Source organism: Pseudomonas sp. S49, assembly GCF_009866785.1.
GTDB lineage: Bacteria > Pseudomonadota > Gammaproteobacteria > Pseudomonadales > Pseudomonadaceae > Aquipseudomonas.
The window spans coordinates 5,458,162-5,470,533 of the sequence record NZ_CP019432.1 but is presented as its reverse complement, the minus strand read 5'-3'; the positions used below and the strand labels follow the sequence as shown (position 1 = coordinate 5,470,533).

Here is a 12,372-nt window from a genome sequence, read left to right as displayed (position 1 = left end):
AACCTGCGGTTCTGCATGTACTGATCATAAGGCTGGGCGAAATGACTGAGAGGATGACCTGCGACGAGCGTTTTATTGCCCTGGCCCAAGAGCTGAACTACGACATTTATGGTGAGAACACCGCCGGCGGCAATTACGCGCCGCTGATCCGTCATCATGATGAGCTGTACATCAGCGGCATGGTTCCACGCACTAACGGCAAGATTCAGTATCCGGGTCGCGTCGGACTGGAGCTGACCCTCAAGGATGCGCAAGCCGCCGCGAGCATCAGTGCGATGCGTTGCCTGGCGCTGATCGTCGATGCGGTGGGTTCGCTGGACAAGATCAAGGCATTGCTGCGGGTGACGGTGTATGTGAAGTCGACGCCGGACTTCGTTGACCTGAGCGAAGTGGCCAACGGTGCCTCGGACGTGTTCAGTCATGTGCTCGGCGATGCCGGCCGGCACACGCGCACCACAGTTGGCGTGTATCAGTTGCCGAAGAACGCGGCGATTGAAGTCGACATGATCGTGGCGTTGCATCCTTCGGCTTGAGGTTGGTTTAGCGGCTTGCCCTCACCCTAGCCCTCTCCCAGAGGGAGAGGGGACCGACCGAAGTGCTCTCAAGGTGTACGCCGACCTGAAGTATCGAGCCGAACTCAGGTTTGAAAATCACACAAATCGGCTCCCTCTCCCTCGGGAGAGGGCTGGGGTGAGGGGCTGGGATTTACGCCATTCCACTAGTCCCCAACCGAAAACCAAAAAGCCCCGCCTGAATCTCAGCGCGGGGCTTTTTCGTACAGCGGCCGCGCTATTACTGCGCGGCGATGCTGTACCCATCAAACGCGGTCTGCTGTTGCAGCGCAGTGATGATGTTCTTGCGGTTTACCGCTTGCTCGGTACCCGCGTTGTCGACGAAGACTTCGCTTTCCAGTTCCGCTTCCTCGCCTTCACCGACGAAGGTGAAACCGAGGAACTCCAGCGCTGCACGGTCAACGTTCAGGCGCGAGCGTGGCGTGCGCAGTGGCAAGGTCACGCTGATGCCGTCCTTGCTGATGGTGAAGATTTCGACTTCTTTCTTCTTCGCAGCCTTGCTCTTGCCGCCGCTCGGATTGCTGATCGCCTGGTGGGTCTGGTTCAGCACTTTCAGCGCGAGGCCGTAAACGATTTCCTGGAACGCCGGATCGTCCTTGAAGCTGGACAGGATGCGGCCGATCGAGAACTTGCTGCTGAGGTCTTCAAGGGCGGCGAGGTCGGCGGCTTCGGCGTCTTTCAGTGCCTTGAGTTCGCCCATCAGCTCGTAGGCCTTGTCATCATCGAAGCTGTCGTGAGCCTGACGGATCGCCGCGCGCAGCTCGCGGATCTGGTCGCTTTCGCGGGTCGACTGGAACGCGTCCAGGACCATCTCGCTGATGATTTTGGCTTGTGGCAGGTGTTGTGAAAGATTGATGGAGTTTTCGTATTCCGCTTTGGACGATTCGGTGACTACGGATTCAGCGGTGTTGAAATCGGACATTGAAATTTCACTACTTTTTAACTTGAGTGGAGATGAGAAAGCCGCGGGCTTTTTCAGGCCGACTAATTTAGGGGAGCGCGGCGGCGTTGTCACGGAGCAACGGTCTGCCGGTCGAGTTTTTTCCCACAGTGCGTTATTTCAGGCGCGGCCGTTCCATGGCAATCACCGAGGTCTGAAAACCCAGGCTGGCAAAAAAAGCCTCTGCGCCCTCGCGTCCGGCGCGCAGCACCCAGGTGATTTCGGGGTTGTCGCCCATGATGTGCTCGACCAGCGCGCGGCCAATTCCTTCACGCCGATGCTGGTCATCGACCACCACCATCGACAGGTAACCGTTGGACAAACCGTCGCTGATCCCGCGAGCGAAGCCGATGATCTGCTCACCCTGGACGGCGACGGCGGTGCGCTGAGAGTTGTCGATCAACTGGGCGAAGTGTTCAGCTGAGCCGGTGCGATGGGTCCAGCCATGCTGCCCGAGAAACTGCCTCACCGATTGCGTTTCGGCGGGCAATAAATCGCGTACGTTGAATGTGTTGTTCATCTGCTGTTCGGGTCCTTGTCAGCGATTCTTCATGGGTGGCCGGTGCAGGCGACGTCAGGATTTCCCCCACCGCTGCATCACAAACTCTACGAAACGACGCAGTTTCGGCAAGCGATAGCGATCCGGCGCATACAGCAGATGCATCGGTCGGCTGGGGGGCTGGAAATCGGCGATCACTTTCACCAGTCGGCCTTCACGCAGGTCCTGTTCCACCAGCGCATCCGGCAGCATCACGATGCCCATGCCGGTGCGGGCAGCCTGATGCAACCCGGCGGAGCTGTTGATCAGCATAGGCCCGCTGACGTCGACCATGATTTCCCCGTCGGGGCCGCTGAGGCGCCAACGCTTTTCCACCGATTGCCAGTCGTCACCGGCGGGATAGGCAAACGACAGGCAATCGTGATGCTGCAAGTCTTCCGGCGTTTTCGGCATGCCGCGCCGCGCGACGTATTGCGGCGAGGCGCACGCGGTCAGGGTGTAGTCGATCAAGGGTCGGGCGATCAGGTTGGACTGATCGAAATTGCCCAGCCGAAACGCCACATCCAGGCCACTCTCCAGTAGATCGGGACGGCTGTTGGTCAGCACCACATCGAGTCTGACCTGCGGGTACAGCAGGGAAAACTCACTGAGCGCCGGGGCCAGCCGTTCGACGCCGAACGTCAGCGGCGCGGTGAGGCGCAGCATGCCCCTGGGTTGATCGAGGGTCTGCTCGGCGAGGCGTTCGGAATCGGCGACCAATCCCAACACTTCCAGACAACGCTGGTAGTAAACGCTGCCGAATTCGGTGAGCCGTTGACGTCGAGTGGTGCGTTGCAGCAGTTGCACGCCCAGCCGTTTTTCCAGCGCGCGCAGGTGATTGCCAACCATGGTCGTCGACATATCACACTGCAGCGCGGCCGCTGTCATGCTCCCGGTTTCGACGACTTTGACGTACACGCTCATCGACTGGAACAGGTCCATTATCAAGCTCAGCTTTTAAATGAATGAAGTTTTGCCGAGTTTATCCAGTTTCGGTGGCTAACCATACTGCCAGCACACCGACCTGCACTGGAGTTTGAAGTCATGACCGCCGCCCTGATGAACACCTACCAACCGCTGGCCCTGAGTTTCACCAAGGGCCTGGGCACTCGCCTGTGGGATCAGGCCGGTCGCGAGTATCTGGATGCGGTGGCCGGTGTCGCGGTGACCAATGTCGGCCACTCGCACCCGCGGATCGTTTCGGCGATCAGCGAGCAGGCGGGATTGCTGCTGCACACGTCGAATCTGTACAGCATCGACTGGCAGCAGCAACTGGCGAAACGGCTGACCGAGCTGTCGGGTATGGATCGGGCGTTCTTCAATAATTCGGGGGCCGAAGCCAATGAAACGGCGCTGAAACTTGCGCGTTTGTACGGCTGGCGCAAAGGCATCGAACAACCGCTGGTGGTGGTCATGGCCAACGCGTTCCACGGACGCACACTCGGCACCTTGTCGGCCAGCGATGGCCCGGCAGTGCGCCTGGGTTTCAATGAGTTGCCGGGGGATTTCATCAAAGTGCCATTTGGTGATCTCGCAGCGCTGGAGCAGCTGCAGCAAAAGCACGGCGAGCGCATCGTCGCGATTCTGGTCGAGCCAATCCAAGGCGAAAGCGGTGTGCAGCTCGCGCCGCCCGGTTACCTGAAAGCCCTGCGGGAACTGTGTAATCGCCATGCATGGCTACTGATGCTCGATGAAATCCAGACCGGCATCGGCCGTACCGGGCGCTGGTTCGCCTTTCAACATGAATGCATCGTCCCGGACGTCATGACACTGGCAAAAGGACTGGGCAACGGCGTTCCGATCGGCGCGTGCCTGGCGCGGGGCCGGGCGGCGGATCTGTTCACCCCCGGCAGCCATGGCAGCACCTTTGGCGGCAATCCACTGGCGTGTCGGGTCGGTTGTACGGTGCTGGATATCATCGAAGAGCAGGGCCTGCTGGAAAACGCCCGGATTCAGGGTGAACGGCTCTTAACTCGTTTGAGCGCAGAGCTGGCGGACAATCCCAATGTGCTGGCGATTCGTGGTCAGGGCTTGATGATTGGTATCGAGCTGAAACAACCGGTGCGTGATCTGACCCTGATCGCCGCGCGGGATCATGGACTGTTGATCAATGTCACGCGGGGCAAGACGATACGGCTGCTGCCACCGCTGACGATTGATGAGCGGGAGGTGGAGATGATTGTCAGAGGTGTGGGGCGAGCACTGATAGCGCATTGACGGCTTGTAAGTAGCACTGTGGGAGCGAGCCTGCTCGCGAAGGCGGACTATCGGTCGACATCTCTACTGGATGATCGATCGCTTTCGCGAGCAGGCTCGCTCCCACATGTTCGGTGTAGACCTTAGTCCGGATAATCCGCCAGATCCGGCGCCAGCATGCGCGTCTTCGCCTTGCCATTCGAATTGTGCTGAATGATCTCGCGCGGCTGCCCCTGCTTATTGAAAAACACCTGACCGATCCCCGCCGAATTCCATAAGCGTTCACCTGCCTCAGCATGTTCCGGCGTGTACGGCACGATGCGCATGCGTCGGCGTTTGGTGAACCAGTTCAGCGGGGAGCGTGGCGAGTAGAGCCAGCGGTTGAGGCGGTCGAACCACTCCAGCAGGCTTTTCGGAAACTCGTTCTTGATCCCGCTGCTGGTGATCTGCCAGATCCGCGGACCGGCCTTGCGGTGGCGGATAAGCACTTCGTAGACGAAGGAATAATGCACATCGCCGGACAGCACCACGTAGTTACCCGGTGTGCGCGAGTGGCGGAAAATATTCAGGATCACTTGCGCGGCACCGCGATGGGCCATCCAGTTTTCCGCGTCGACCAGCAGCGGAAAACCGCACCAACTGAAGACCTTTTGCACCGTTTCAATCAGCTTCACGCCGAAGATCGGCGCCGGGGACACGATGATCGCTGACGGATGATCAAGCAGCTCCTGTTGCAGTTCGCTCAGCGCCTCCCAATCGAGCAGGCCCGACGGTTGCTTGAGCGCCATCTCACTGCGCCAGCGCCGGGTCCGGGTATCGATGACCACCAGCGCCGGGCTGGTCGGCAGGACGAAATGCCATTGCTGAAAGCGCAGCAAATCATCGATCAAAGCATCCTGCACCGAGCTGTCGAGGTATTGATCATCACCGCTGGCGCTAAGGCTCAGGGTTTTCCCCAGCACCTCCTTGAACACATCGGGATTATTACCCCAGCCCTGACACAACATATAGGCGATCAGCGCATTGCCGATGATGCGTTTGGAGAACGGATGGCCGTAGGCCGTTTCCTCCCATTGCGCAGACAGGTTCCAGTCATCGGTGATGTCGTGATCGTCGAAAATCATCAGGCTCGGCAGATGCGCCAGCGCGCGGGCGACGTTGCCCAATCCAGCCTTGAAGGCATCGATGCGAGTCTGTTCGAGGGTGTAGCGCTTGAGGCGTTCGGGCGTCAGTAAGGGCGCTTGCGGATTGATCAGCGACCAGGCCGTCGGTGACCACACCAGCAGATACATCGCCATGACTTCGGCGAACGTCACCAAGTGATTGTCAGCGCTGCTGCTGGTGAAAATCGGCTTACGCGCACCGCCGAAAAATCGCTCGCGCAATGTCTCGTTGCTTTCCAGCGCCGGTAATAAATCCGCACGGTGGTAGTAACTGGCCGGGTGTTCGTAGAGCTTCGCGCTGTCGCTGACCACGGCACCTTCGAGGTGTTCGTCGAACAGGCCGAGACGTTCGATCAAGGCATGAATCGCCCGCAACATCGGGCCGGCCACGTCGTCGGCGTAGACCTGATCGCCGCTCATCATCAATAGGGCAGGACGTTGTTGCGGATCGTTTTCCGTCGCCAATAGTTGATCGACGCAAAGCAAACCATCCGTCGCCGGGTGATGCGGTTTGCGGCAGGAGCCATGCAGCAGCTGATCGATCCGCGAGCGCAGGACGAAGTTCGGACTGGTTGCATCGCCGTACAGCAGATGCGCCGCCCAGTCGGCGATGCCGGATGTGCTATCGATCAGCAGGTCATAGTCGATACGTGTATCGCACGGCAGGGCGCTGTCGAGAGCAACATCGATGAGATGAACAAACGCCTCGCGGCCTACGGGAATGACCGTACATTTCCCGGCGTCGAGAGGAATGTCTCCTACACCTTGCAGGCGCAGGGTCAGCGCCAATGGCCGCGTGCCGACCAGCCACATGACCACGCGCGTTGGCTCCAGCCGTCGCAGCAGCGGGCCGGCCAGGACAGGAGGCAGCGGGATCAGGTTAGCGGGTGTCGAAGACATCGAGGGCAAAGCTCAAGGCGCACAGGCCGGCGATCATAGCGCAGCCGGCGCCTTGAACCCTTAAATAAGCCTTAAGAGTCGGCTTTTTGCACTTTCAGCGCCAACAAACGCCATTGCGCAGGTAGCGCGTCAACTCGCGGCTGCTCTTGCACGGAGCAATCGAAACGGTAAGTGACATCGTCGCCGTTCATGTTGCGCGCGGTGACGGTGTTGTTGAAAGTGTAGACCTGATCCTTGAAGCGGTGGCTGACCAGCGCTTTGCTGTCAGCAAACCGCGCCGAAGCGGGAAAGCGCAACGTGCTGGTCACAAACGGGCTGCACATGACATACGCGATCATCGACTTGTCGGCTTGGGCGTCGCCGCGCAGTTTCTTGTTCAGCGCTGCCAGGGCCATGCGACCGTCATAGTCGCTTTGATCCAGCACGGTCTGTAGGCCGATTGATTTCGGCGCCCGGCCGGCGTAGTTCGGCAACAGTGCGGAGTCGGCGGGAGAGGGCTTGTCGTCCGGCTCGATGGCAGCAAAAACCGGCGCATCCTTCAGATCGGCGGCGGGTGTGACTGCCTCGGCTTCAGGCAATAGAGAGGTCGGCTCGCCGACTTGCGTATTTTCGGCCTGCGGCGCTGCGTAGTCATGCGACGAAGGAAACAACGACAACGTGATCGACAGCACTACCATCGCCACAATGAAACCACCCGCTGCGCCAACGATGTTGCCGTAGAAAATATTCCAGCTGCCACGGTTCTTGACCACCCAGCGCCACATGAACCCCCACACCGCAACAATCGCCAGAAAACGCAGAAACTCCATTTGATCCTTTCCTTAAACCTTCAAAACCCTGAAATCAACGCACGCCCACAGTGAACGCTGACGATGGGCGGCAAGATAACAAAACAGGCGTGTAATGCCAGTGACGAGAGCGCTGCTCAGTGAAAATTAAGCGCGAAAAACGCCAGCGTCGTCACACCAGCAGCCAGCGCACAGATACCGGCGAAAAGTTGCCGAGCCAACGGATGTTCTGGCCGAGGACGTCTGACCAGCCACATCCAGACACCCGCCAGCACGCCGAACGTGGTGATTATTTGCAACACGCTACTGGCCAGGTTCTCCGGCGAAGGAGACACGTGCGCCGGGAGCAAGCCTGAACAGACCACCGAAAAAATCATCGCTACGATAAAGCCGCTGGCAGCACCCGCCAGGTTGGCGAGGATCAGGTTCCAGGCACCACGGGTCTGCACGACCCAAGCCCAAATGGCTGCCCAGACGAAAAAGTACAACACGGCCATCAAGGTGTTTCTCCCTCTGAAAATCGATTCCATCGAGGCGCTGGCGACCTCGTTACTGGCAGTGGACGGCAAGATAGCAAAATAGTAGCGTCGCGCCATCGCTCTATCTCAGTAACGGACTACCTATGCTCGTCAGTACCCACTCTCTGCGCCTGCTCTGCGCGATTACGCTCGCCTTTGCAATGACCCCGGCAGTCGCCGCCTGGCAAGAACACCCGGAAAACAGCTGGAAGTACTACGCCGGCAACTGCCAGCGCGTGCAGGAAAAAATGGCCGACGTGCAGAGCGGCCGCACCACCGCCTACGACGTGATGTTCGCGCTGGAAAGCAACCTGCGAACCATGAATGAACACCGCTCGAACCTGACGCCCAATCACCTCGGTTCCCGGGAATTTGCACAATGCGAAAACGTAGCGGGCCAGGTTGAGGCGATGATCGCCCAAGGCAAAGCCGAGTTCGCCGCAAAAATGCAAGGTGCTGCGGAGCAAGGTCGCATCGCCCACCAGAACTCCCCCGAATACCAACGCGCCCGCGCCCTCGGCTACAGCGACGTCGGTGATATATCTTTCCTGAAACTGCACGAAGACACCGACGGCGAAGCACGCCTGAAAACCATGTTGATCACCGTCGACGAAATCTGCGGCCAATACTTCCGCGCCACGCAATATGTGAAGCCGTATGTGATCTACACCGTCAGACCTTCGGATGGTGGATGTGGCGAAGTGAAACGCGTGGCGGTCGTTGGCGGCCGATCAGTGGAGAAGAGCGATTACATTGATGAGAGGGGCGAGTTTCAGTATCTGGGTTGGAAAAAGCTTGTTGGCGCGGATGGGTTTCCGACCGATATCCGCGTGCTGAAAGCCCGTCGTTGACGCAAAGAAATACCGGGATGTTTTCTTGAAGATGATGATAGACAGATGATCGACTTCAACAACAAAGGCTTCTTCAAACTCAAGCAGAACGATGAATACGCCGAACGCGTAAGCGCGCTGTTGCTGGACGGTGAGGAAGTGATCGACTCTTACAAGGCCATGCGTGATGGCGTGGTGTTTACCAACAAACGCATCATCGCGGTCAACGTTCAGGGCATTACCGGCAGCAAGAAGGATTTCACTTCCTTGCCGTACAAGAACATCGTCGCCTACTCCGTGGAAACCTCGGGCACGTTCGATCTGGATTCGGAGCTGGAGATTTACTTCTCGTCACTGGAGAAAGTGAAGTTCGAATTCACCGGGAAGACGTCGATGGTGGAGATATCCAAGTACATTTCCAAGCATCTGCTGTAACGGCTCGGCCCATTACAAGATGTCTTTCAAATAACCCTTGAGCGCGAGGAGCGGCTGATCCAGTTGCTCCAGCGAACGCGCCTCGCTGAACTCCGCGGACAACTTGTGCAACTCACGTCCCAGCGGTTTCTCGACACCGCCCAAGGCGTCCATCGCCAGCCCCAGGCATTCGTTCATCTTGAACTGAATAGTCTCGACATCCCCGCGCCGCACCAATAGTTCGAAAATGTCTTTCTGGTAATCACCCATGACCATATCGTCCCGCAGGATCGGGCTAAGGCCTTCTTCCTCGTAAGCGAGCTTGAGGGAGAAAAGGGCGACTGTTTCCAGTGACGTTTCCATGGGGTGCCTTTAGCGACGTCCGTCAGTGTGAGAGTTGATGACTGGAGGCAGCCACCGTTAGGTGCAAGATGCGCTGGGCTGCCTTCAGAGTGGCGGGATTATACGGAGCGGGATCAACAAGTGCAGCCCAAAGGCTAGATCGGTCACGCTGAAGCATCAATAACCTTGATGGGCTTGAGCGGCATTTCCATCGGAGGTCGGCGAGTATTATGGTGAGTCTTCACACACTCGACGTTAACTGTTGAACACGAATGGAGTGACGACGATGGAATACGACGACAAACTGATGGAAGACGCCGTGCTTGCCCTGTTGGCGGCACTTAGCTCCGACGACGGCAATGCCTGGAAAGGGTTCGACTTCGAGATCATGAACCGATTGCATGAGCAGGGTTTCATCAGTAACCCTGTGAACAGGAACAAGTCGGTCTGGTTGACGGAGGAGGGGCTGGAGCGGGGGCGGGCGATAGCGGCGCGGTTGTTTGGGGGGAGTGCTCAGGCTGAGCCTAAAACCGACTCCGACACCTGAGTCCGCGCAATGTCACGTGCGAACCGCGCGGTGGTGAGCGTTCAGCATTGCGCGAGCACTTTATTGCAGGCGAAAAAAAGGCCTTGCTAAGCAAGACCTTTCTTAATTTTGGTGCCCGAGGGAGCCTCATAAGCGCCATTTAAATCGTGTCTTGTAGCCGGATTATATAGGGATTCAGGCTATTGGATGCTAGGGGGCCTCTGGCTACGAATGTCACGCATTTTCTTGCTGAGGTACGGTGGACATTTTTTTCTGAATTTCAGCACGTCCTGCCACTCCTTTGACCAAATTTATCGCAGTCAATAGAGCAACCCAGAAGACGGCGACAGAGCCGAGTACGATAGTCAATTTTTGGTCTTGGAAATCTCCAAGCTTTTTGCTTCCTTCTAACACGGCATAGCAAAGCTCAACGCCCGAATAAGCCGCCGCGGCTGAGAGCATCAGCGAGAAAAGCTCTGCCAGCAGAGGAAGTGATCTCATCAGACACAAGCTATAAATCGTAAACAGCACGCCTGCTATCAGAGCGATGTAAATGAAGGTGTTTGGGCCAACCATTCAGAGACCCTCCGCCTTAAGAAACTTCTCGATCAGCTCCTTTTTTCTCTCAGCATTCGGGTTCTTTGCTCCGGCTGACTCCTTCAGCGCTTGACTGATCAGGCGCATCTCCTCTCGTTGTCTTTCCCACAGACCTAGACCTGCAACGACGGCACCTAACACGATGGAAATGACACCGATTAATATTGTATTTGAGCCTGGAAAAAAAGAACTGACAGATAGCGCAAAACCGGCAATCGTGGCTATCGCTGTGCTTATCAGGGTGGATGTCTTAGCTAGCTTTCGTCGATCTTGGGAGTATTTGGATATAAAGATCAACGTTTCCTCGTCCATCAACTCAAGACGCCGTATCAATTCTTGTTCGGAAATATCGACCATTTCAGATTCTTTTATGAGGATGCAAAGGCTCGGAGATCAACCGAGAATTAAGGGATTCTACAATGAGTTTGTCTATTTTAGCCTAGCTAGCGGCATCAGCGCATATGAAATGGAGCGCAAGGCCCGGGGGGACCCTGGCACTCCTCCAAGCGTACGGGGTCGGAAACCCGCCGGACCGTGGTAACGGGAGGTGCCCTCGCTTACTGAGTTCCAATGTTGAAATTGTAAGGATCTGAAGAGAAAAGGGGCATCGTTACCGTATCGAGATCCCTCAGGAACAGACCACGTTTTCAAAATGTGGTATGCACCTGAAATATCGTGTAGATAGCTTCAAAGCTGAGCGTCAGTATTAGTCAGTGCGTTGCTCCAAGTGGGTCCCCAAGGAAACATAGACCGCCACACAGGGTTTGCAGATACCGCGAGAGCTACGTTAATTACTGGAAATATTGGAGCTTTGGGAGCGTTCGGATCATCTTCCGCGAAAGATTTCTGATAGTTATCAATCGCTAACTTACAAAAGGCTTCATTTCTTTCGATCTGAGTTTCGAGTTCTTTCAGAGATGAGATCCCAATATCATTCAGTACGTCGAGTACCTTAGTGATGTTAGCTCGATCCTGGTCACTAAGTTCCTGCTTGTAGCGCCACTGAACGAATTCAACTAGGCTGTCGTAGTTAAGCTCGTTCTCTAGAAAGTTATTCGGGGTGTTTTTGCTTTCCCGAACCTCTTCCAGATACTTGTCTCGCTGTAATCTGATGAATTCGAACTGATCATCGACAGTTTCAAATAAGCCTGCTAGACCATTGAGTTTTCGAATTAGGTTTGAGGGGACTTGTGATTCTTTTTTGTACACCATGTGGTGCTGAATTATAGACCAGGCGTCTTGAACTACTGTGCGGACTTGGATCTCGCATCTTAAGTTGCGCAGGTCATCGTACCTTGCGCCGGAATATTTCTCGCTGAGGCGCACTATGAAATGGTGCCCGATGTAACCAAACTTGTTTGTATCCAGCTCCTCGCGCTTGTTGATCTCTTCGGCTACATCAAACTCATTTCGTATGATCTCTATAACTTTTGTGATGTCATTGTTATAAAGGCAAACGACTCTGGCACCAGCAAAGTCATCAATCTGATTGAAAGGATCTGGATAGCTTTTGCGAGTTAACTTTTCAAGAAAGCTGTTGAGCGTCTTAGCTCTCGATCCTAAAAACGAAGTTTCTATGGAAGCTTGAGTCACCTTTTTTTTCAAGATGTATTCAACTTCGGCACAGAGTTGTTCGAACTCAGGCTTCGCATCTAGAAAGCTTTTGATGAGGGCTGGATTCTTCGTCCACATGTCGTCTGTGTGGTTCGAAAGCGTTGACGAAATTGTTTTCTCCGCTTTGGCGCTAGCGGGGGCCTTCCTTGCCATGATCATTCTCCTCAACAGCATCAAATGACGCAGGTTGGCGTGGATACGCCATTTTTACGTCAGACGAAAAAAAAGGCCTTGCTAAGCAAGACCTTTCTTAATTTTGGTGCCCCGAGGGAGACTCGAACTCCCACTCCTTTCGAAAACGGATTTTGAATCCGCCGCGTCTACCAATTCCGCCATCAGGGCTCAATGGCGGCGAAGTATAGAGATGAGATTACCGTCGGTCAATCAGGTACATAGAGAATTTTCGATATTTCCGCTAGACTTTCCGGCCCTGC

Annotated in this window: 15 protein-coding genes and 1 tRNA gene; 5 read left to right on the top strand and 11 right to left on the bottom strand. The window is 56.0% G+C overall.

Features of this window, described 5'->3' with window-relative positions:
* Positions 1-41: 41 nt before the first annotated feature.
* The gene (locus tag PspS49_RS24030) at positions 42-533 is read left to right on the top strand and encodes a RidA family protein (protein ID WP_007916938.1); all 492 of its coding nucleotides are present in this window, start codon (positions 42-44) and stop codon (positions 531-533) included.
* 259 nt (positions 534-792) lie between these two features.
* On the opposite strand, the gene PspS49_RS24025 is transcribed toward PspS49_RS24030, so the two are convergent.
* The 3 genes from PspS49_RS24025 to PspS49_RS24015 all read right to left on the bottom strand — a co-directional run bounded on the left by PspS49_RS24025 (position 793) and on the right by PspS49_RS24015 (position 2,992).
* Positions 793-1,494, bottom strand: a complete 702-nt coding sequence (locus tag PspS49_RS24025; RefSeq protein ID WP_007949995.1) for a hypothetical protein — start codon at positions 1,492-1,494, stop codon at positions 793-795.
* 133 nt (positions 1,495-1,627) lie between these two features.
* Entirely contained in the window at positions 1,628-2,032 is a 405-nt protein-coding gene (locus PspS49_RS24020) for a GNAT family N-acetyltransferase (protein ID WP_160041740.1), read from the bottom strand.
* 54 nt (positions 2,033-2,086) lie between these two features.
* Complete coding sequence (locus tag PspS49_RS24015) at positions 2,087-2,992, bottom strand: LysR family transcriptional regulator (protein ID WP_160041738.1); 906 nt, start codon at positions 2,990-2,992, stop codon at positions 2,087-2,089.
* A gap of 102 nt (positions 2,993-3,094) precedes the next feature.
* Here PspS49_RS24015 and PspS49_RS24010 point away from each other — a divergent pair, with 102 nt between their 5' ends.
* Complete coding sequence (locus PspS49_RS24010) at positions 3,095-4,267, top strand: aspartate aminotransferase family protein (RefSeq protein ID WP_150776144.1); 1,173 nt, start codon at positions 3,095-3,097, stop codon at positions 4,265-4,267.
* A gap of 122 nt (positions 4,268-4,389) precedes the next feature.
* Here the strand turns inward: PspS49_RS24010 and PspS49_RS24005 are convergent, their stop codons facing one another.
* From PspS49_RS24005 to PspS49_RS23995, 3 genes are all read right to left on the bottom strand, one after another.
* On the bottom strand, positions 4,390-6,309 hold the full coding sequence (locus tag PspS49_RS24005) for an alkaline phosphatase D family protein (protein ID WP_160041736.1): 1,920 nt from the start codon (positions 6,307-6,309) through the stop codon (positions 4,390-4,392).
* 71 nt (positions 6,310-6,380) lie between these two features.
* On the bottom strand, positions 6,381-7,118 hold the full coding sequence (locus PspS49_RS24000; RefSeq protein WP_160041734.1) for a hypothetical protein: 738 nt from the start codon (positions 7,116-7,118) through the stop codon (positions 6,381-6,383).
* Positions 7,119-7,234: 116 nt separating this feature from the next.
* Positions 7,235-7,693, bottom strand: a complete 459-nt coding sequence (locus tag PspS49_RS23995; RefSeq protein ID WP_238786299.1) for a hypothetical protein — start codon at positions 7,691-7,693, stop codon at positions 7,235-7,237.
* Positions 7,694-7,719: 26 nt separating this feature from the next.
* Between PspS49_RS23995 and PspS49_RS23990 the strand changes: the two genes are divergently transcribed.
* Positions 7,720-8,466: a hypothetical protein gene (locus tag PspS49_RS23990; RefSeq protein WP_160041732.1), complete on the top strand. Its 747-nt coding sequence runs from the start codon at positions 7,720-7,722 to the stop codon at positions 8,464-8,466.
* Between the two features lie 45 nt (positions 8,467-8,511).
* The gene (locus PspS49_RS23985; protein WP_160041730.1) at positions 8,512-8,880 is read left to right on the top strand and encodes a PH domain-containing protein; all 369 of its coding nucleotides are present in this window, start codon (positions 8,512-8,514) and stop codon (positions 8,878-8,880) included.
* 12 nt (positions 8,881-8,892) lie between these two features.
* On the opposite strand, the gene PspS49_RS23980 is transcribed toward PspS49_RS23985, so the two are convergent.
* The gene (locus tag PspS49_RS23980; protein WP_077574451.1) at positions 8,893-9,222 is read right to left on the bottom strand and encodes a hypothetical protein; all 330 of its coding nucleotides are present in this window, start codon (positions 9,220-9,222) and stop codon (positions 8,893-8,895) included.
* A 265-nt stretch (positions 9,223-9,487) separates the two neighbouring features.
* On the opposite strand from PspS49_RS23980, the gene PspS49_RS23975 reads away from it, so the two are divergent.
* On the top strand, positions 9,488-9,748 hold the full coding sequence (locus tag PspS49_RS23975) for a DUF6429 family protein (RefSeq protein ID WP_095125924.1): 261 nt from the start codon (positions 9,488-9,490) through the stop codon (positions 9,746-9,748).
* Between the two features lie 213 nt (positions 9,749-9,961).
* Here PspS49_RS23975 and PspS49_RS23970 read toward each other — a convergent pair whose 3' ends face one another.
* The 4 genes from PspS49_RS23970 to PspS49_RS23955 form a co-directional block, all read right to left on the bottom strand.
* Complete coding sequence (locus PspS49_RS23970; protein WP_160041728.1) at positions 9,962-10,303, bottom strand: hypothetical protein; 342 nt, start codon at positions 10,301-10,303, stop codon at positions 9,962-9,964.
* Positions 10,304-10,681: a hypothetical protein gene (locus PspS49_RS23965; RefSeq protein WP_160041726.1), complete on the bottom strand. Its 378-nt coding sequence runs from the start codon at positions 10,679-10,681 to the stop codon at positions 10,304-10,306.
* A gap of 330 nt (positions 10,682-11,011) precedes the next feature.
* Positions 11,012-12,091: a hypothetical protein gene (locus PspS49_RS23960; RefSeq protein WP_160041724.1), complete on the bottom strand. Its 1,080-nt coding sequence runs from the start codon at positions 12,089-12,091 to the stop codon at positions 11,012-11,014.
* 104 nt (positions 12,092-12,195) lie between these two features.
* Positions 12,196-12,280 (bottom strand) — tRNA-Leu (locus tag PspS49_RS23955).
* Positions 12,281-12,372 lie beyond the last annotated feature (92 nt).

Bases quoted from the DNA above. Each gene is read 5' to 3' on its own strand.
- PspS49_RS24015 (WP_160041738.1), bottom strand. From the start codon at position 2,992: ATGGACCTGTTCCAGTCGATGAGCGTGTACGTCAAAGTCGTCGAAACC.
- PspS49_RS24000 (WP_160041734.1), bottom strand. From the start codon at position 7,118: ATGGAGTTTCTGCGTTTTCTGGCGATTGTTGCGGTGTGGGGGTTCATG.
- PspS49_RS23965 (WP_160041726.1), bottom strand. From the start codon at position 10,681: ATGGTCGATATTTCCGAACAAGAATTGATACGGCGTCTTGAGTTGATG.
- PspS49_RS24010 (WP_150776144.1), top strand. From the start codon at position 3,095: ATGACCGCCGCCCTGATGAACACCTACCAACCGCTGGCCCTGAGTTTC.
- PspS49_RS23980 (WP_077574451.1), bottom strand. From the start codon at position 9,222: ATGGAAACGTCACTGGAAACAGTCGCCCTTTTCTCCCTCAAGCTCGCT.
- PspS49_RS24005 (WP_160041736.1), bottom strand. From the start codon at position 6,309: ATGTCTTCGACACCCGCTAACCTGATCCCGCTGCCTCCTGTCCTGGCC.
- PspS49_RS24030 (WP_007916938.1), top strand. From the start codon at position 42: ATGACTGAGAGGATGACCTGCGACGAGCGTTTTATTGCCCTGGCCCAA.
- PspS49_RS23985 (WP_160041730.1), top strand. From the start codon at position 8,512: ATGATCGACTTCAACAACAAAGGCTTCTTCAAACTCAAGCAGAACGAT.
- PspS49_RS23970 (WP_160041728.1), bottom strand. From the start codon at position 10,303: ATGGTTGGCCCAAACACCTTCATTTACATCGCTCTGATAGCAGGCGTG.
- PspS49_RS23995 (WP_238786299.1), bottom strand. From the start codon at position 7,693: ATGGCGCGACGCTACTATTTTGCTATCTTGCCGTCCACTGCCAGTAAC.
- PspS49_RS24020 (WP_160041740.1), bottom strand. From the start codon at position 2,032: ATGAACAACACATTCAACGTACGCGATTTATTGCCCGCCGAAACGCAA.
- PspS49_RS24025 (WP_007949995.1), bottom strand. From the start codon at position 1,494: ATGTCCGATTTCAACACCGCTGAATCCGTAGTCACCGAATCGTCCAAA.
- PspS49_RS23960 (WP_160041724.1), bottom strand. From the start codon at position 12,091: ATGGCAAGGAAGGCCCCCGCTAGCGCCAAAGCGGAGAAAACAATTTCG.
- PspS49_RS23975 (WP_095125924.1), top strand. From the start codon at position 9,488: ATGGAATACGACGACAAACTGATGGAAGACGCCGTGCTTGCCCTGTTG.
- PspS49_RS23990 (WP_160041732.1), top strand. From the start codon at position 7,720: ATGCTCGTCAGTACCCACTCTCTGCGCCTGCTCTGCGCGATTACGCTC.